The sequence below is a fragment of the Mojavia sp. genome (assembly GCF_059505145.1).
The window spans coordinates 43,863-61,486 of record NZ_JCACKA010000077.1; the positions used below are offsets into that span (position 1 = coordinate 43,863).

At 43.4% G+C, this 17,624-nt stretch carries 16 protein-coding genes; 5 read left to right on the plus strand and 11 right to left on the minus strand.

Going from position 1 to position 17,624, the window contains the following annotated elements; genetic code table 11:
* Positions 1–149: 149 nt before the first annotated feature.
* The gene (locus tag AC5JL8_RS22325) at positions 150–1,862 is read right to left on the minus strand and encodes a flavin reductase (RefSeq protein ID WP_495881920.1); all 1,713 of its coding nucleotides are present in this window, start codon (positions 1,860–1,862) and stop codon (positions 150–152) included.
* A 185-nt stretch (positions 1,863–2,047) separates the two neighbouring features.
* Entirely contained in the window at positions 2,048–3,772 is a 1,725-nt protein-coding gene (locus tag AC5JL8_RS22330) for a diflavin flavoprotein (RefSeq protein ID WP_495881880.1), read from the minus strand.
* A gap of 110 nt (positions 3,773–3,882) precedes the next feature.
* On the opposite strand from AC5JL8_RS22330, the gene AC5JL8_RS22335 reads away from it, so the two are divergent.
* Positions 3,883–4,755 (plus strand): pantothenate kinase, encoded by an 873-nt coding sequence (locus AC5JL8_RS22335; RefSeq protein ID WP_495881881.1) that lies wholly within the window; start codon positions 3,883–3,885, stop codon positions 4,753–4,755.
* A 26-nt stretch (positions 4,756–4,781) separates the two neighbouring features.
* Here AC5JL8_RS22335 and AC5JL8_RS22340 read toward each other — a convergent pair whose 3' ends face one another.
* Both AC5JL8_RS22340 and AC5JL8_RS22345 read right to left on the minus strand, forming a co-directional pair.
* Positions 4,782–5,597, minus strand: a complete 816-nt coding sequence (locus AC5JL8_RS22340) for an alpha/beta fold hydrolase (protein ID WP_495881882.1) — start codon at positions 5,595–5,597, stop codon at positions 4,782–4,784.
* A gap of 91 nt (positions 5,598–5,688) precedes the next feature.
* Positions 5,689–6,183 carry an NUDIX domain-containing protein gene (locus AC5JL8_RS22345; protein WP_495881883.1) on the minus strand — a complete coding sequence of 165 codons (495 nt, stop codon included), beginning with the start codon at positions 6,181–6,183 and terminating at the stop codon, positions 5,689–5,691.
* A 695-nt stretch (positions 6,184–6,878) separates the two neighbouring features.
* Between AC5JL8_RS22345 and AC5JL8_RS22350 the strand changes: the two genes are divergently transcribed.
* Positions 6,879–7,043: an Asl3888 family RNA-binding protein gene (locus AC5JL8_RS22350; protein WP_016860072.1), complete on the plus strand. Its 165-nt coding sequence runs from the start codon at positions 6,879–6,881 to the stop codon at positions 7,041–7,043.
* 132 nt (positions 7,044–7,175) lie between these two features.
* On the opposite strand, the gene argH is transcribed toward AC5JL8_RS22350, so the two are convergent.
* From argH to trmD, 7 genes are all read right to left on the minus strand, one after another.
* Positions 7,176–8,561, minus strand: coding sequence for an argininosuccinate lyase (argH, locus tag AC5JL8_RS22355; RefSeq protein WP_495881884.1), 1,386 nt, complete (start codon positions 8,559–8,561; stop codon positions 7,176–7,178).
* A gap of 107 nt (positions 8,562–8,668) precedes the next feature.
* Positions 8,669–8,872, minus strand: a complete 204-nt coding sequence (locus AC5JL8_RS22360; RefSeq protein WP_495881885.1) for a hypothetical protein — start codon at positions 8,870–8,872, stop codon at positions 8,669–8,671.
* Positions 8,873–8,983: 111 nt separating this feature from the next.
* Positions 8,984–9,772: a nickel pincer cofactor biosynthesis protein LarB gene (gene larB, locus AC5JL8_RS22365; RefSeq protein ID WP_495881886.1), complete on the minus strand. Its 789-nt coding sequence runs from the start codon at positions 9,770–9,772 to the stop codon at positions 8,984–8,986.
* Between the two features lie 94 nt (positions 9,773–9,866).
* Entirely contained in the window at positions 9,867–11,651 is a 1,785-nt protein-coding gene (locus AC5JL8_RS22370) for an ABC transporter substrate-binding protein (protein ID WP_495881887.1), read from the minus strand.
* 4 nt (positions 11,652–11,655) lie between these two features.
* Positions 11,656–11,778 carry a hypothetical protein gene (locus AC5JL8_RS22375; protein WP_495881888.1) on the minus strand — a complete coding sequence of 41 codons (123 nt, stop codon included), beginning with the start codon at positions 11,776–11,778 and terminating at the stop codon, positions 11,656–11,658.
* Between the two features lie 96 nt (positions 11,779–11,874).
* A complete protein-coding gene (gene ispF, locus AC5JL8_RS22380; protein ID WP_495881889.1) occupies positions 11,875–12,360 on the minus strand; it encodes a 2-C-methyl-D-erythritol 2,4-cyclodiphosphate synthase in 486 nt (161 codons plus the stop codon).
* Positions 12,361–12,449: 89 nt separating this feature from the next.
* Positions 12,450–13,184, minus strand: coding sequence for a tRNA (guanosine(37)-N1)-methyltransferase TrmD (trmD, locus tag AC5JL8_RS22385; RefSeq protein WP_495881890.1), 735 nt, complete (start codon positions 13,182–13,184; stop codon positions 12,450–12,452).
* Between the two features lie 224 nt (positions 13,185–13,408).
* Between trmD and AC5JL8_RS22390 the strand changes: the two genes are divergently transcribed.
* The 3 genes from AC5JL8_RS22390 (at position 13,409) to cphA (ending at position 17,484) form a co-directional block, all read left to right on the plus strand.
* A complete protein-coding gene (locus AC5JL8_RS22390; protein WP_495881891.1) occupies positions 13,409–13,597 on the plus strand; it encodes a hypothetical protein in 189 nt (62 codons plus the stop codon).
* Positions 13,598–13,748: 151 nt separating this feature from the next.
* Positions 13,749–14,612, plus strand: coding sequence for a cyanophycinase (locus AC5JL8_RS22395; RefSeq protein ID WP_495881921.1), 864 nt, complete (start codon positions 13,749–13,751; stop codon positions 14,610–14,612).
* Between the two features lie 172 nt (positions 14,613–14,784).
* Positions 14,785–17,484 (plus strand): cyanophycin synthetase, encoded by a 2,700-nt coding sequence (cphA, locus tag AC5JL8_RS22400; protein WP_495881922.1) that lies wholly within the window; start codon positions 14,785–14,787, stop codon positions 17,482–17,484.
* Positions 17,485–17,624: the final 140 nt, after the last annotated feature.

Consider the following 17,624-nt stretch of genomic DNA (forward strand, 5'->3'; position numbering starts at 1 on the left):
GAAACTCCGAGTTCGGAACATGAAACTTCGAGTTCGGAACACGAAACTCCGAGTTCGGAACACGAAACTCCGAGTTCGGAACACGGAACTTCGAGTTCGGAACAGGGAACGACTAGCTCTGAACTCGGAACGCCGAGATTGTAAGCTGATTAATAGTGAGTTCCTGACTTGCGATGATGCACGGCTGTGACACCATCTTGATTTAACACTTTGCCATTCTCGACAGTTGCATAAACAAGCCAGTGATCGCCAGATTCCAGCCGATTTTGTACAGAACACTCCAAGTATGCCAAGGCATCATTAAGAATAGGAGAACCGTTGTCGGCTTCTTGAGTAGCGACATCAGCAAATCGGTCTTGGGCTGGGCTGAAGGGTTTGAGGAAGTGCTTCATCAAACCTAAGTGATTTCCTTCTTTGAGGATATTAAGGACAAATTTATTTCCTGTATGCGTCAAAGTTTCTACAGCACGGTCTTTGGCAACGGCTATTGTTAAACCAGGAGGATTAAAGCTGGCTTGAGAAACCCAAGAGGCTAACATAGCACTGGATATTTCCCCTTGCTTGGCTGTGACAACGCATAGAGAACCTACAATCCTTCCTACAGCTTGTTCTACAGTTGTGGCGGGAACACTCTGCGATCGCACTTTTTTAGCTTTCTTCAATGCTTGGGCAAAGTCGGTTCCGGCTTCTTCGCACAGTTGTAGGGTAACATCGTTAGGTTTGAATTTTACGCGGATGCTGTCAAACCCAAATCGATAACCAGCGTCTTTGAGTTTGCTTTCAATTAAATCTACTGCTTCACCACTCCAGCCAAAGGAACCAAATACACCTGCGAGTTGATTGTTTGTAGCAGTGGATAACACAATTCCCAAGGCTGTTTGTACGGGTGTGGGTGCATGACCACCAAGAGTCGGGGAACCGATGACAAAGCCAGCAGATTTTTCTACAGCAGCCCGGATATCTTCTGGATCGGTAAATTCGCAATTAATTGATTCTACAGCGACACCACCTTTGGTGATACCACGAGCGATCGCTTGGGCTAAAGTTGCTGTATTCCCATAAGCTGAAGCATAAATTAATGCTACTTTTAAATCGGCAGATGTCTGCTGTTGACTCCATTCCCGATACGCTTTGGTCAGTTCAATGAGGGCATAACGCACCAAAGGCCCGTGTCCGGTGGCGTACAATCTCACGGGCAAATCGGCAAGTTTATCTAAAGCTGTTTCTACTTGACGGGCATGGGGAGCCATCAAACAATCAAAATAATAGCGTCGGTCTTCGTTAATGATCTCCCAGCCTTCATCAAAGACCTGATCGCCACAAATATGCGCCCCAAAAAACTTATCTGAGTAGAGAATTTCTGTTTGGGGGTCATAGGTGCAGAGTAAATCGGCATAGCGAGGGTTAGGGGTGGGAATGAATTGCAAATCATGACCCTTGCCTAAATCAAGGGTTTCTTCCCCCCGCATGACGATGATTGGTAAATCTGGGTTTTCTAGCGCCCCGCGTAAATTGATCGCCCCTGGATTAGAACATACAAAGGTAATCTGCGGTGCAACTTCCAACAAAGCTTTTAAAGTAGCGGCGCGGTTGGGATTGACATGACCCAAAATTACGTAATCGATGGCTTTGACATCAAATCTTTGCTGCAATGCATCAAGGTAGATTTGCGTAAATGTTTCCCCTGGCGGGTCAATCAGGGCGAGTTTATCTCCTTGAATCACATAAGAATTAGCAGTTGTACCCTTGGCCAAAGCATATTCAATTTCAAACCTCAACCTTGACCAACTGCGCGATCGCAGTACTGTTGTATCCGTAGCTATGGGGAGTATTTGAACGTCACGGGGTTTGGTTGTTGACATGGCGGTTTGGGGGATGGGGAATTGGGCATGGGGCATTGGGCATTGGGCATTGGGCATTGGGTGAAGAGGACAAGGAGCATGGGGGATGGGGAGACAAGGAGCAAGAGTTATTCATAGTTCTTTCCCTTTGTCCCCTTGTCCCCCAGTCCCCTTGTCCCCAATCCCCAGTCCCTTGTCCCTAACCCTTAGTAGTGATTACCAACTTTACGGTGATGCACAGCAGTCAAGGCATCTGGTTTAGATACTCGTCCGGCATAGACGGTGCTGTAGACTGCCCAGTGATCGCCACAATCCATCCGGCTGACGACTTCGCACTCGATGTATGCCAAAGCATCGGTAAGGATAGGTGCGCCATTTTCGGCTGGCTGAGTTTTTACGCCTTCAAAGCGATCTGCACCAGGGGCGAATCGCTTCAAAAAGTGTTTCATGAGTGGCTGATAATTGCCTTCTTCTAAGACGTTGAGAACAAAGCGATCGCCTACTTGCATCAGTGATTCAATTGCCCTATCTTTGGCAACTGCAATGGAGAATCCCAACGGTTTGAAGCTTGCTTGACTCACCCAGGAGGCTAACATTGCACTGGAGACATCACCTTTTTTGGCAGTGATAATGTATAGTCCACCGCTGAGTCTGCCTAGTGCTTTGTCCAGATCAGCACCCAAAGATTTCATCGCTTTGATGCTGCGATCGCGTGTTACCCATTGCCCCAAGTCGGTTCCTGCTTCTTCACACAGCTTGTAAGTATTTTCTGTAGGAGTTTGTTTGATCCGAATTGCTGGGAAAACTGTTGTCAGACCTAAATTGCGGAATTTACTCACTAAAGGATCTATTGGTTCGTCATCACCACCACCAGTTTCAAATATGCCGATGGCTTGTTTTTCTTTGGCAGATCCTAAAACAGTACTCAGCGCTGCTTGAGTATTTGCAGAACTAGAAACTGGAGGCACACCAACGACAAGTCCAGCACAACGACCAACCAATTCCCGCAGTTCTTGTAAATCAACTCCCGAACTCAAGTCTACCCATTCTACGGCAACTCCAGTTTTGCTGATACCGTTGGCAATTGCTTGGGCGAGGCGATCGCTATAACCGTATTCGGAAACGTAAAATATACCAACGGCTGTTTCTGCCTTCGTTTGTTTTTGACTCCAAGTGCGGTAACGTCCGGTTAGTTCTTCAACGTTGTGGTAAAGTAGCGGCCCGTGACCGGTGGCAATCATTTTTACAGTAGGTAGTTCTCCCATGCGCTTGAGGGCAGACAGCACTGAACGCGCATTCGGCCCCATCAAGCATTCATAGTAATATTTAAAATCTGCTTCAATAGTTTTTAAGTCTTCGTCAAAGGTGCTATCAGAGCAATAGTGCATCCCGAAAGCGTCACAGGTGTAGAGAATTTGGTTTTTGTGGTCGAAGCTGAAGATAGTATCAGGCCAGTGTAGGTTTGGGGCGATGACAAATTCTAGTTCGTGCCCGTTACCTAAATCTAAGCGATCGCCATTTTTCACAATCCGGCGCTTAAATGGCTGATGCACAAAATCTTCTAGAAACTGGATTGCTACTTTCGAGGCGACAACAGTGATTTCTGGAGCCATTTGTAGCAATTCTTTAACTAGACCACTGTGGTCTGGCTCGGTGTGGCTGATAATTAAATAATCAATCTCTGTAGGATTGATCAGTCCTGTTAGGGTGTCAAAATACAGCTGGCGAAACTTTTCGTGGGAAGTATCAACTAAAGCAGTCTGCTCACCGCGAATGAGAAATGAGTTGTAGGTAGTACCGTTTTGCAGACCAAATTCAATATCGAAGCGATCGCGATCCCAGTCCAAAGAGCGAATTGCTGTAGTATCTTGAGCAATTTCCACAGTCTGTATGGTGAGCCTTTTTTCAACTTTTTCGGTGAGCGCTACCATAACTCCCCTCCTTGACAAAATGAGTATTTTTCCTCTGACTTTTATTGTTACACGTGTTTATTGTTAATTTTTATTAAAAAAACTATGAATAACTTAAGAAAGTTAAAACTGTGAAATTACAGAGGTACACAGAGAATACTTGGCTAGCTTTGGAAATTGGCAATTCTCGGCTACATTGGGCGTTATTTGCTGGTCAAACCCTTGACTGTACCTGGGATACTGATTATTTACCTGAGTTAGTCATACAGCAGTTGGCTAACTCTAAAACCTTAGATGATTTGCCACCAGAAATTTTCCCACCTCAGAAGAGGAATAGAAAACGCGGAAATACCAAAGATATTTTCCCCTTGTCCCCCCCTCCCCTTGTCCCCCCCTCCCCTTGTCCCCCCCTCCCCCTCGCCATCGCTTCTGTAGTTCCTAGCCAAACAGCACTTTGGCAAACTTACCCCTATGTTGAGGTGATTACCTTAGAGCAAGTATCGCTGAAGAATGTATATCCTACATTAGGAATTGACCGTGCTTTGGCTTTGTGGGGTGCTGGTAAAACTTGGGGTTTTCCGATGCTGGTAATTGATGCTGGAACTGCACTAACTTTTACAGGCGCAGATGTTAACCACTGTCTGGTTGGCGGCGCAATTTTACCAGGATTAGGTTTGCAGTTTGCGACTCTTGGTCAAAAAACAGGACAGTTACCACAATTAGAAACGCAAGCTATATCGTATCTACCTCCACGTTTTGCTTTAAATACAACAGAGGCAATTCAAAGTGGAGTAATTTACACTTTATTAGCGGGAATAAAAGATTTTATTGAAGCATGGTGGCAATTATTTCCTGATGGAAATGTTGCGATTAAAGGAGGCGATCGCACAATTCTATTAAACTATTTTCAAGAATTATATCCTGCGATCGCAACGCGATTAATTGTAGAACCGAATTTAACTTTTTGGGGAATGCAAAAAATAGTGATTAGCCTTGAGCGCTAAATTAGTAGTTAACAACTTGAAATTTACTACTTCTCACCTTTGATAAAGTCTTTAACATCTCCAGCTACAACCCCAGCACAAGATTCTGGTAGGTCATTTCCTGCGTGAGCAATCATTTTTAAATCAACGTTAGAAATTAGCTGAGTGTAAGCCTGACTTTTAGCTAAAGCTGCTGCTGTGTCTTTGCCACCTTGTAAAATCAAAACTGGGGCTTCTATCAGGTGCAATCTATCTTGCAATAATTCAGCCTCAATTTCTGGCTGTTGCCTTTGAAATAATAATTGGCAGCCTATGGGGTATTGCAATAGCACTTGACGCAGTTGTAAATCGTGTTGAATTTTTTCATGCAAACCCAGAATTTTAGCCAAAGGATGAAGCAGTCGTAATAGTTTAACTATCAAGGGCGAATAGCCCACTAACCGCTGCATTTTTTGCCATTGCTTCTTTTGCCCTTCTATTTTTACACCCTCTGGCGACAGCAGTACTAGGCCATAAACTTGTTCTGGATATTTTAAAGCGTAGCTAGCAGCAATCCAACCACCCAAGGAGTGTCCTACTAAATATACTTTTTCTAGTTTTAAAGCTTGCAATAACTCAGCTAGACACTCCACTTCTAAATCAATCGAGTAGTGGATATTAGGATTTTCGGACTCACCAAAACCTAATAAATCAGGTGCAAAGCAATGAAAATCCCGCGACAGGGATTCCATTACTTTTACCCATTGACTGCTTTCGTTCCAAGCGCCATGTAATAAAATTACTGGAGTTCCTTTACCCACCTCACGCCAGAATAATAGTCCTTGAGAGAGCTTTCTCCGGGAGTTATGAAATAGCGCATCCATTTGAATTTAAGAGTTAATTTTTAGCATATTAGTCAATAGTCATCGTTCACTGAATTGGAACAAATGACTATTGACTAAGAAGTAAATAGTGTTATGCCACTGTTGTCAAGCCATTTAAATAGTCTTGTAACTGCTGAGAGTGATCGTGAGACATTGGCCCTGAAGGTAGGGAGTCGGGAGCAAAAGCTTGGATGTCTATAACTTCCAATTTATCTCGAATCTCCATTGCTCCTTGTACTTCTGCTTCCACAGCAACACAAATCGAATGGATTCTGGGATCTCGCTCTGGTGAGGAATAAACCCCAACCAAACGCCGAATTTGCACTAATTCTAGTCCTGTTTCCTCCAGCAACTCTCGGCGGACTGTACTAGGAATATCTTCTCCCCAGTCCACCATACCTCCAGGCAATGCCCAGCGACCATTATCACTCCGCCGAATCAACACAATCCGACCATCAGGTAAAATCGGGATGATGCTGGTGCCAGTAATCGGATGACGGAATATAATACCGAGTACCGTTTGTCCAAAGCGCCATAAGCTACGGGTGGACTGTACAGCTACCGTGAAAAAAGCAAGAACGTTCAATCTTCAAATGTTTGTGTTGTATTCTATGATTCCTTACTACTTAACAGCAAATCTCAAATACTAAAGTATTGAGTTTTGTGTTATACAAATCTGTTTGTAGCTTGGAGTTTTATTCTAACGCGTGCGTAGAACATCCTAATTTTATCATTTGATTTTAAAAAGTTAGCGTATGTTTTTATACAAAATTGAATAATTAATTAAAAATATTTATAAGTTTTTATTCAAATTCAGTTGAATATAATTAGCTAGCTGATAATAGCTTTAAAAACAAATTTAAAACATAAAAAATGGCTAGGTGTTAATTTTACTAATTAAGCTTGCATAATTTATTGATTGTTAGCAATTTTTTAATAGTATTCAATTCCAACTAATTTCATTAAATATTATTTTTTGATAATGTTTAATCAATATCTATTTTATGTTGAGGTGGATAATATCCTGAAAATTTTTCTCGTTTCTTTATCTATTAATTAAGTACAAACATCTTAAAATATTTAGGATAGATGATTTGTTCCTTACTGGAATTTTACGCAAAGAGAATTCAGAATTACTCTTGACATAACAAGAGTGATTGCGCTATAATTGTATGCTGTTCAAAGAATGTTAACAGCTAGACTAGGCTAAAATTATATCAGTAACATCAGTAGCTAATATTGCCTAGTAGCTCTTTTTTGTTGTTTATTAATGAGGTGAACATGGCTAAGCGCCGCAATCCGAAAAAAGAAAAGGCGCTACGGAACCAGGCATATGCCAGAAAGTTTCGTAAACGAACTACCACAGGAAGAATGCAGAGAAGGTTCCAACAAAGACCACCTAAGAGTGAGGAAGATGAGGGCGCAGCAGCAGTTGATGCTGAGTAAGTCACCTAATAAAATTCTTACTCTTTGAGTCTTTGAATTTTTAGGGCGTACATTTACATTTGTACGCCCTAATTTATTGGGATTGGCTATCAGATATTAGCGAAATTTCTCAATCGCCAGCCGCCAGTTTCTTTATTTTTTAATTTGAACACGAGCAGCAAGGAGTGCGTTACGTACTTGTGCAAAGCCAGTACCGCCATAACTATTACGGGCAGCCACAACTTGGCGAGGGGATATCACTTCATAAATATCGGCGGCAAATGCTGGATGAATTTGTTGCCACTCTTCCAACTTTAAATCTTTAAGAAGTTTACCTGCGACAATGCTGGTTTTTACCACTTTACCCACGAGATTGTAGGCTTCTCGGAAGGGGACACCTCGCGCTGCTAAATAATCTGCTACATCGGTAGCGTTAGAAAAGTCTTCTGTCACTGCTTGTGCTAAACGCTGAGTGCGAAATTCTAAACCTTCTTTGAGCAAAATTGTTATTGCTTCTAGGCAAGCTTTGACTGTGTTAACGCTGTCAAACAAACCTTCTTTGTCTTCTTGCAAATCTTTGTTATACGCCAGAGGTAGCCCTTTCATCATCACCAACATTGCTTGCAGATGACCAAATACACGCCCTGTTTTTCCCCGCACGAGTTCTGGCACATCGGGGTTTTTCTTTTGGGGCATAATGCTGGAACCAGTGGCGCAGCTATCTTTGAGGGTGACGAAGCGAAATTCTTCTGATGACCAAAGAATCACTTCTTCTGAGAGGCGGCTGAGGTGAACCATAATGAGACTGGCAGCACAAAGAAACTCGATTGCAAAGTCGCGATCGCTCACTCCATCAAGGCTGTTAGCATAAATGTTCTCAAAATCTAAGAGTTCGGCTGTGTAGTGGCGGTCAATGGGGAAAGTCGTTCCGGCTAAAGCACCACACCCCAAGGGCGAGATATTAACTCGGCGATAAACATCTACTAAACGTTCCCAGTCGCGTTGCGCCATGTGAAAGTATGCCAAGAGATGGTGAGCCAAACTTAAAGGCTGGGCGCGTTGCAGGTGGGTATAGCCAGGAATTAGAGTTTCAATGTTTTTTTCAGCTAAATCTAATAAAACAGCTTGAAATTCCCGTAATTGGTTTTTGATTTTTTGGATTTGGTCGCGGAGGTAGAGTCTGGTATCAGTGCCAACTTGGTCATTGCGCGATCGCGCGGTGTGCAGCTTTTTACCCACATCACCAACAATTTCTGTCAATCGCCGTTCTACAGCAAAGTGTACATCTTCGGCATCGATTCCAGGATTAAATGTTCCTTGGCGATATTCCTGACGAATTTGTTCTAAACCTGTAACCAGAAGATTTCCTTCCTCTGGGGAAATAATGCCCGTGTGAGCCAACATTTTGGCATGAGCTTGGGAGCCAGTCAGGTCATATTCGATTAATTCTATGTCAAAACCTATACTGGCATTAAAACGGGCGATCGCCGGATGTAGCGCTGATTCAAACCGTTGGCTCCAAGTTTGTTGTTCGGTCATAGATACAAATGGATTGGGTATTGGGTACTGGGTACTGGGTATTGGGTATTAGGAAAACTCTTCCCAGTCCCTAATCCCTAATCCCTAGTCCCTAGTCCCTATGAGTGTCAACCGTAGCTAGTTAGACTCCGAATCATATAGCCAATGACCAAACCAATCAACAGCGCCCAGATTTGACCGGTCTTCACAAAATGGTTCCAACTATGCTGCATTTGACCAATTACATTGGGATCGGTAACGGTTTGGGCTAGCGTTGACGTCACAGGCAAATGCCAAAATGCCTCAGATATCGAATCACTGAAGTAGTTCATATTTACTCATTAATAATTTATTAACTGCATTTATCAGCTGCCAGAAATTTAGTGATATTTACTGACTACTGATAATCTACTGAGGTGGTGCATAACTTTAATGTCATAACCTCAAGATGCAGATAATGCCAACCGCAATTTCTCGGCTGTTCGCAAAATTTGCCCTGCTAAAACTGCTGCGCCAAAGCCATTATCAATATTCACTACGCCTACTCCAGGCGCACAAGAGTTGAGCATTGTCAATAGAGGTGCTAACCCACCAAAACTAGCTCCGTAACCTATGCTGGTAGGCACTGCAACCACAGGACAATCTGCCAAACCTGCAACAACGCTTGGTAATGCGCCTTCCATCCCCGCCACAACAATCAAAACTGATGCTGACTCAATCAAGTGGCGATTACTTAGTAAACGATGAATTCCAGCCACCCCAACATCCCAGAGGCGCTGTACCCGAAAACCAGAGAGTTCTGCTGTCACAGCTGCTTCTTCTGCAACGGGTAAATCAGCAGTACCAGCAGAAAGAATACTGATGATGCCCTGAAATTGTGGTTCGATGTTAGAGGGAGCGATCGCACAAATTCGCGCCAACTCGTAGTATTGCAAACCTCTGACTTTCGATTGCAATGCAGCGTAAATTGCCGGTTCAATCCGAGTTGCCATTACCACCGGACTACGGTGGCGCATTACCTCCATAATTTGAGCAATTTGATCGGGAGTCTTACCTAAACCCCAGATGACTTCAGGGAAACCAGTTCTCAAGCTGCGATGGTGGTCAATTTTGGCGAACTCACCTACTGGTTCATAAGCTAAGTCTTTGAGGTTGTCGAGTGCCCTATCTGGGGTAACGTTACCATTAGCAACCGCTTCTAGGAGCGATCGCAAAGATTTTTCAGTCGTCATTGATAATTAGTCCTCTGTCAGTTGTCAATTGCCAATTGTCAGTGGTTAGCTGTTAGATACTACTAATCACTAACGAATAACTAATGACTAATGACTAATCAGTGATTTTGATTTCATGAATATTCCAGAATGCGCCACCTATTGCAGAATAATTAATACCTTCAAAGCGATTACGTACTGCTGACATTGACAACTGATTAACTAGGTAAATAAAGGGTAAATATTCTTGACTAATCCGCTGAGTTTCACCGTAAATTTCTTTTACCTTTGCTTCATCAAATTCCTGTGCAGCTTGAATATATAGCTTACCTATTTCTGCTTCCCAAGGGGCTACTTCTCTACCCTCAATCGGTTTTTGCCCAGGTTGTGGTTTTTGATTGAACATATGTAATCCCCCATCAGGTGACCAGACATTAGAACCATCGTTTGGTTCTAAACCACCAGTCAAACCTAGCATAGAAGCTTCCCAGTCTAAGGTATTAGACAGCTTATCTGTATAAGTATTCCATGCCAATGGAGCGAAATCGACTTGCATACCTATTTTATTCAAGTCTTGTTTAATCTGTGATCCTATTGCCTCGCGGATTTTATTTCCAGAGTTAGTGAGCAAACTAAAGCGAACACGGTTTCCCTGAGCATCTAGTAACTGGCCTTGTTGGTTGTATTTAAATCCAGCTTTGATTAGCAGTTGCTTTGCTTTTTCACGATTATAATCATACACTTTTAGCCCTTCTTGAGGCGAAAGGTAATAAGGGCTTTGTACTGTAACTGGTGAGTTTTGTGGTACACCTAAGCCGCGATAAGTGTTATTAATCATCGTTTGGCGATCGATAGCATAAGCTACTGCTTGCCTAAATTCAACTGTATTGAACCAGCGCGATTTTACTGGATCTACCAGTGGCTTTCCATTTCTTTTACCTTTATTTAAATTAAAAAAAACAAACGTTGTACCTGTGCCAGGTTCATTTCCATAAATTTTGAAATTTCCTTGCTTTTCTTGGACTTTTAGCAAAGAAAAATATTCAGGTGTGACTGTTACAGTATCTAGTCCAGCAGACCGAAATTGTAGCAAAGAAGTATCCGTATTTTCGACTATTTGCCAAACTATACGTTCAATATAAGGTTGGGCTTTACCTTGAGTGTCTTTGCGCCAGTAGTAAGGATTACGCCGAAACACCACACGTTCACTTGTGTCATAGCGCTCAAGTTTGTATGGGCCGTTAACAACAATTTGCTCTGGAGGAGTATCTACACCCCACTTGCTCAAGAAAGTTGGCTTTCCTTCTGCATCTTTCTGTTTCACAGATTCTCGCAGTGCATGGGCAGGTAAGATAGAAGTGCCTGTATTCAGTAAAAAAGGTCTAAAAGGTTCCGGTAGAATAAATTCAACTCGGCGTTCATCAAGTTTTTGTACCTTAGGTAGCTTCCGACTCAGACCGATTCTGAAACCGTCTCTAACATCTGTAGGAATCGCTTCATTGAAGTAGAGATCGTTATAAGTAAATACAACATCTTCAGCTGTGAGTGGCTGCCCATCAGACCATTTCAATCCTTCACGTAAAGTAAAAGTAAATCGCAATTTGTCTTCGGAAATTTGCCATGATTCCGCTAAATCTGGCTCAACTTTACCGGTAATTGGATTTTGGGTAATTAATCCTGCGTAAGTTAAACCAAATATATTTGGTGATTCTTGGCTGAGAGCCAAGTTAAATGTTTTAGGATCACTAAGAATAGTGGTTACTAATTGTGGTACTTGAGCAGAAGCTTTTTTCAAGTTAGATGGATTGCAAGCAGCAATTGTTATTGCTGTGGCTAAAGCCAAAATTATTAGCAACCAAAAATGCTGAAATTTAGTAATGAGTTTCCTATAAAATTTCATAATTTCAATAATTGATTAGTGAAGTTAACTGGACTTTCACTTCAACCAATAAAACGATTTGCTCATCCTTATCTAAGACAACAATATCAGCAAGATAATTAGTAATTTGAAATTTTGCAGCTTCCATTGTGCTAGGTCTCCCAAATAGCTGAATAATTCTTGACCAAATCTTGCTCGTATATCCCTATGCTAGCCATTGACGACTCCTTGACCAAAATTTAAGTTAATCAGCACCTACCAGTAAGACAACAGCATAAGCACATATACCTTCTTCTCGTCCCACAGGGCCTAATTTTTCGTTAGTAGTAGCTTTGATACCAATTTGATTTGGTTGTAATTCTAAAACCGCCGCTAGTTTGTCGCGCATCTTCTCAATATGAGGTTTTAGTTTTGGTCGTTCTGCTACCACCACAGAGTCAATATTTCCTATTTGCCAACCGCGATCGCGGATTAGTTGATGTACTTGAGTTAATAGCACCAAACTATCAGATCCAGCCCATTGAGGATCAGTAGGTGGAAAATAATGACCAATATCTCCTAAAGATAGTGCCCCCAGCATGGCATCCATAATTGCATGGGTTAATACATCAGCATCACTGTGTCCCAGCAAACCAAGTTCATGGGGAATTTTCACTCCTCCTAAAATTAAGGAGCGATCGCTTACCAATCGGTGGATATCGTAGCCGTTACCAATACGTATGTTTGTCATTTGTTATTGTGAATAGGGCATTGGGCATTGGGCATTGGGTGAAGAGGACAAGGAGCATGGGGGATGGGGAGACAAGGAGCAAGAGTTATTCATAGTTCTTTCCCCTTGTCCCCAGCCCCCAGTCCCCAGTCCTTAGCCTGCTGTTGCTTCCATTTTTCCAGTAAATCGGGGCGGCGATCGCCTGTTCTTTTAATCTGTTGTTCGTAACGCCATCGGGCAATTTCTGCGTGATTACCAGAAAGTAAGACATCAGGCACTTTCCACCCACGAAAATTTGCGGGACGAGTGTATTGGGGATAGTCCAATAACCCCTCCTCAAAACTTTCTGCTGTGAGCGATTCTACTTTGCCCACAGTTCCCGGTATTAGCCGTACTACACCATTGAGCAAAGCCATCGCAGGTATTTCGCCACCAGTCAGAATAAAATCGCCCAACGATACTTCACGAGTAACTAAATGCAGTACCCTGTCATCCACTCCTTCGTAATGACCGCAAATTACTACTAATTGGTTGTAATTTGTGGCCAATTCTCTCAAAAGAGGCTGATTCATGGTTTGTCCTTGAGGGCTCATCAAAATCACTTCTCTTTGAGGTAAAATCGGCAGCGACTCCACAGCAGCAAAAATGGGTTCCGGCTTCATCAGCATCCCCACACCACCCCCGTAGGGTTCATCATCTACTTTCCGGTGCTTATCAGTGGTAAAATCCCGTGGATTAACCAAATTTACTTGAGCAATCTGTTTGGCTAAGGCTTTAGCCAGCAGTCCAGAACTCAAAACAGAGGTAAAACAATCAGGAAAAAGCGTAACTATATCAAAGCGCACAGTTATTCGTATTCAAGAACACTAATCTTAAATTTGAATGTCTAGCAAAAACAAGAAGCTAATGGCGAGTAAAACTACAGATAAACCTTGTCAATAGTAACTAAAAGTACCAGAAAAGTTAGATCTTCGTGGGATCAAAAGATTTTCTAATAACTTAATTTATGTTTAAATATTGTCACAACTACATTTAAATTAATAATCTGACCAAGTTAACAACTTCCAGGATGCATCGAGCCAGCCTCAGAACAAAGCTTGTCAAGACCTGCACTCCCCACTCTAGGGTGCAGCCTAGCCCCCAAACCCAGAGGTCAGCCCTAGCGACCCAAGCACTGTTTTGCCAGTCTGGAATAAAGTGGACAGGTGAAAAACAAGGTGCTGGCTTTGAAGAACGGCAACGGACATATGCAGATTAAGGCTTAATGTGGGTTAAGCAGTGTCCTCCCAAAAAGCAAAGCGCGAACATAATCAGGCTACTGAACCTTGTTAAATTCACACGCCATTCGCCACAAGCCGGGAAACCCGTCCAAGGCGATGGCTCCTGAAGTTGTTGACAGGAGAAACACAATGCCGCAATTACAAGCTAAATCGCTGGAAATGAGGACACCCCAAGCAACTAAAACCGCCGTTCTGGTTATCGGAGGCGCAGAAGACAAAGTTCATGGACGCGATATCCTGCGGACTTTTTTTGGTCGTGCCGGTGCTAGTAAGGCGTATATTACAATTATTCCATCTGCCTCCCGCGAACCAGCCATCATCGGTGGTCGGTATATTCGCATATTTGAAGAAATGGGTGCTGAGAAAGTTGAGATTTTAGACATCCGCGAACGAGAACAGTGTGAAGCCCCTCAAATTAAAGCATCCTTAGAAGCCTGTAGTGGAGTTTTTTTGACTGGAGGGGATCAGTTGCGTCTATGTGGTGTTTTGGCAGATACACCAGCGATGGAAATTGTTCGGCAGCGAGTCAGGGCAGGGCAGCTTACCCTAGCAGGCACTAGTGCGGGGGCAGCAGTGATGGGGCATCATATGATTGCTGGTGGTGGTAGCGGGGAGTCACCAAACCGTTCTCTGGTAGATATGGCAACAGGTTTAGGATTTATTCCCGAAGTGATTGTAGACCAACACTTTCACAATCGAAATCGCATGGGACGGTTAATTAGTGCGATCGCCGCCCACCCGGATCGCTTAGGTATTGGGATTGATGAAGATACTTGTGCTGTGTTTGAACGTGATGGTTGGCTCCAAGTTATGGGCAAAGGCAGCGTCACAATTGTTGATCCCACAGAAGTAACTCACACCAACGAACCCCATGTAGGTGCTAATGAACCACTAACTGTACATAATTTACGTCTACATATCCTCAGCTATGGCGATCGCTTCCACCTGTACCAACGCACTGTACTGCCTGCTGTACACCGCATCTCCAGCTGACGGAATAGAGTATCTGAGGTTACACTGAGTAGATCGCGTATTTATTTATTGCTGTAGAAAAATTTAGATAAATACCATGTAAAAAGAAAAAACTGTTCATCACAAACAGTTTAGCGGTCAAATTCAGTAAGAAACTAGAATTTTGGTTCCGAATCTCCATCTACCTATTCCCATGAGAATCCTCAAGATCCAGACATTACGCGGCCCAAACTATTGGAGCATTCGACGCCACAAGCTGATCGTCATGCGCCTCGATTTAGAAAACCTTGCCGAGACGCCCTCGAATGAAATCCCTGGTTTTTATGAAGGATTAGTTGAGGCGCTGCCAAGTCTGGAAGGACACTATTGCTCCCCTGGCTGTCGTGGTGGTTTTCTAATGCGGGTGCGAGAAGGCACCATGATAGGTCATATAGTGGAACACGTAGCCTTGGAACTCCAGGAATTAGCTGGAATGCATGTAGGCTTTGGTCGTACCCGTGAAACCGCTACACCTGGAATTTTTCAGGTAGTGATCGAGTACCTAAATGAGGAAGCGGGACGCTACGCCGGACGAGCAGCAGTGCGGTTATGCCAAAGTATCGTTGATCGAGGCCGTTATCCAAAAGCAGAACTAGACCAAGATATCCAAGACCTCAAAGACTTTTGCCGAGATGCTTCTTTAGGGCCTTCAACAGAAGCAATTGTTAAAGAAGCAGAAAAAAGAGGCATTCCTTGGATGCAACTGGAAGCACGCTTTTTGATTCAGTTAGGCTACGGCGTGAATCAGAAGCGGATGCAAGCAACCATGACCGACAACACCAGCATTTTGGGAGTAGAATTAGCTTGCGACAAAGAAGCTACCAAGCGCATTCTCGCTGCTGCTGGCGTGCCAGTACCGAAAGGTACAGTAATTAACTTTTTGGACGATTTAGAAGAAGCTATTGAATACGTAGGTGGTTATCCTATCGTCATCAAGCCATTAGATGGCAATCATGGACGCGGTATTACCATCGATATCAGAACTTGGGAAGAAGCAGAGGCGGCTTATGAGGCTGCTAGACAGGTTTCGCGGTCAATCATTGTTGAGCGGTATTATGTCGGGCGAGACCATAGAGTGCTGGTAGTAGATGGCAAAGTAGTAGCAGTGGCGGAACGCGTCCCTGCTCATGTGGTTGGTAATGGTAGATCTAGCATTGCAGAACTGATCGAAGAAACCAATCAAGACCCAAATCGTGGCGAAGGGCATGACAAAGTTCTCACAAAAATTGAACTAGACCGTACTAGCTACCAACTTCTAGAAAGGCAGGGCTACACCCTCAATAGCGTTATACCCAAAGGTATAATTTGTTATCTGCGAGCCACCGCTAACTTAAGTACAGGAGGCAGTGCCGTAGACCGCACCGATGAAATCCATCCAGAAAATATTTGGCTCGCCCAAAGAGTCGTGAAAATTATCGGCTTGGATATTGCTGGACTTGATATTGTCACTACCGATATTAGCCGCCCCTTGCGGGAAGTCGATGGCGTGATTGTAGAAGTTAACGCCGCCCCAGGCTTTAGGATGCACGTTGCACCGAGTCAGGGTATTCCCCGTAACGTTGCGGGAGCAGTCATGGATATGCTGTTTCCCAATGAACAATCCAGCCAAATTCCGATTTTGAGCATAACGGGCACTAATGGCAAAACCACTACTACCCGACTCATAGCACACATATACAAACAGACGGGTAAAGTAGTAGGTTATACAACTACAGATGGAACTTATATCGGTGATTATTTAGTAGAAGCTGGAGATAATACTGGGCCTCAAAGCGCTCATGTCATATTGCAAGATCCCACAGTTGAGATAGCGGTATTAGAAACTGCTCGTGGCGGCATTCTCCGTTCGGGGCTGGGCTTTGAAGCTGCAAATGTCGGTGTAGTATTAAATGTTGCCGCCGATCATTTAGGAATAGGCGATATAGATACTATTGAGCAATTAGCTAACCTCAAAAGTGTAGTCGCAGAAGCTGTATTGCCAGATGGCTATGCAGTACTCAACGCCGACGATCGCCGCGTTGCTGCCATGGCAGAGAAAACTAAAGCGAATGTTGCCTACTTCACAATGAACCCTGACTCAGAATTAGTGCGTAAGCACATTCAAAAGGGAGGAGTAGCGGCAGTCTATGAAAATGGCTATCTATCTATTGTTAAAGGCGATTGGACACACCGGATAGAAAGAGCAGAGCAAATACCCTTGACAATGGGTGGACGTGCGCCATTTATGATTGCCAACGCTTTAGCAGCTAGTTTGGCAGCATTTGTACAAAACGTTACTATTGAGCAGATTCGTGCTGGCTTAAAGACGTTCCGCGCTTCCGTGAGTCAAACGCCAGGACGAATGAATTTATTTAATTTAGGCAACTATCATGCTTTGGTAGACTATGCTCACAACCCAGCCAGCTACGAAGCTTTAGGTGCTTTTGTGCGTAATTGGAACACAGGACAGCGGATTGGTGTAGTTGGGGGACCTGGCGATCGCCGGGACGAAGATTTTATCACCTTGGGCAAATTAGCAGCGGCAATTTTTGATTACATCATTATCAAAGAAGATGATGATACCAGGGGACGGCTAAGAGGTTCAGCCTCGGAATTAATTACCAAAGGCATTACCCAAGTAAAACCGAATTGCCGTTATGAATCGATTTTGGATGAAACCCAAGCCATAAATAAAGCCTTAGATATGGCTCCTGAGAATAGTTTAGTCGTCATTTTGCCAGAAAGCGTTAGCCGTGCTATTCGGTTAATTAGGACGCGTGGCGTTGTCAAAGAAGAAACGCATCAACAAAATGCCACTACGACTATCGTAGATTCTCAAAATGGCATTACTTCTGTAATCAATACGCTGCTTTAGTCAATAGTAGAGATGTGGTTAGTCGCATCTTTACTATTGACCGCCGCTTGGGGTAAAATTTTGAATTTTGAATTCCCTCACAAGAGACACCATGAACTAAAGTGAGTGCAAAGCGCACCAAGGCGAACACAATCAAGAAT

Coding starts and splice junctions, on each gene's coding strand:
- AC5JL8_RS22325 (WP_495881920.1), bottom strand. CDS start 1,862: ATGTCAACAACCAAACCCCGTGACGTTCAAATACTCCCCATAGCTACG.
- AC5JL8_RS22330 (WP_495881880.1), bottom strand. CDS start 3,772: ATGGTAGCGCTCACCGAAAAAGTTGAAAAAAGGCTCACCATACAGACT.
- AC5JL8_RS22340 (WP_495881882.1), bottom strand. CDS start 5,597: ATGGATGCGCTATTTCATAACTCCCGGAGAAAGCTCTCTCAAGGACTA.
- AC5JL8_RS22350 (WP_016860072.1), top strand. CDS start 6,879: ATGGCTAAGCGCCGCAATCCGAAAAAAGAAAAGGCGCTACGGAACCAG.
- argH (WP_495881884.1), bottom strand. CDS start 8,561: ATGACCGAACAACAAACTTGGAGCCAACGGTTTGAATCAGCGCTACAT.
- AC5JL8_RS22360 (WP_495881885.1), bottom strand. CDS start 8,872: ATGAACTACTTCAGTGATTCGATATCTGAGGCATTTTGGCATTTGCCT.
- larB (WP_495881886.1), bottom strand. CDS start 9,772: ATGACGACTGAAAAATCTTTGCGATCGCTCCTAGAAGCGGTTGCTAAT.
- AC5JL8_RS22370 (WP_495881887.1), bottom strand. CDS start 11,651: ATGAAATTTTATAGGAAACTCATTACTAAATTTCAGCATTTTTGGTTG.
- AC5JL8_RS22375 (WP_495881888.1), bottom strand. CDS start 11,778: ATGGAAGCTGCAAAATTTCAAATTACTAATTATCTTGCTGATATTGTT.
- ispF (WP_495881889.1), bottom strand. CDS start 12,360: ATGACAAACATACGTATTGGTAACGGCTACGATATCCACCGATTGGTA.
- AC5JL8_RS22390 (WP_495881891.1), top strand. CDS start 13,409: ATGCATCGAGCCAGCCTCAGAACAAAGCTTGTCAAGACCTGCACTCCC.
- AC5JL8_RS22395 (WP_495881921.1), top strand. CDS start 13,749: ATGCCGCAATTACAAGCTAAATCGCTGGAAATGAGGACACCCCAAGCA.
- cphA (WP_495881922.1), top strand. CDS start 14,785: ATGAGAATCCTCAAGATCCAGACATTACGCGGCCCAAACTATTGGAGC.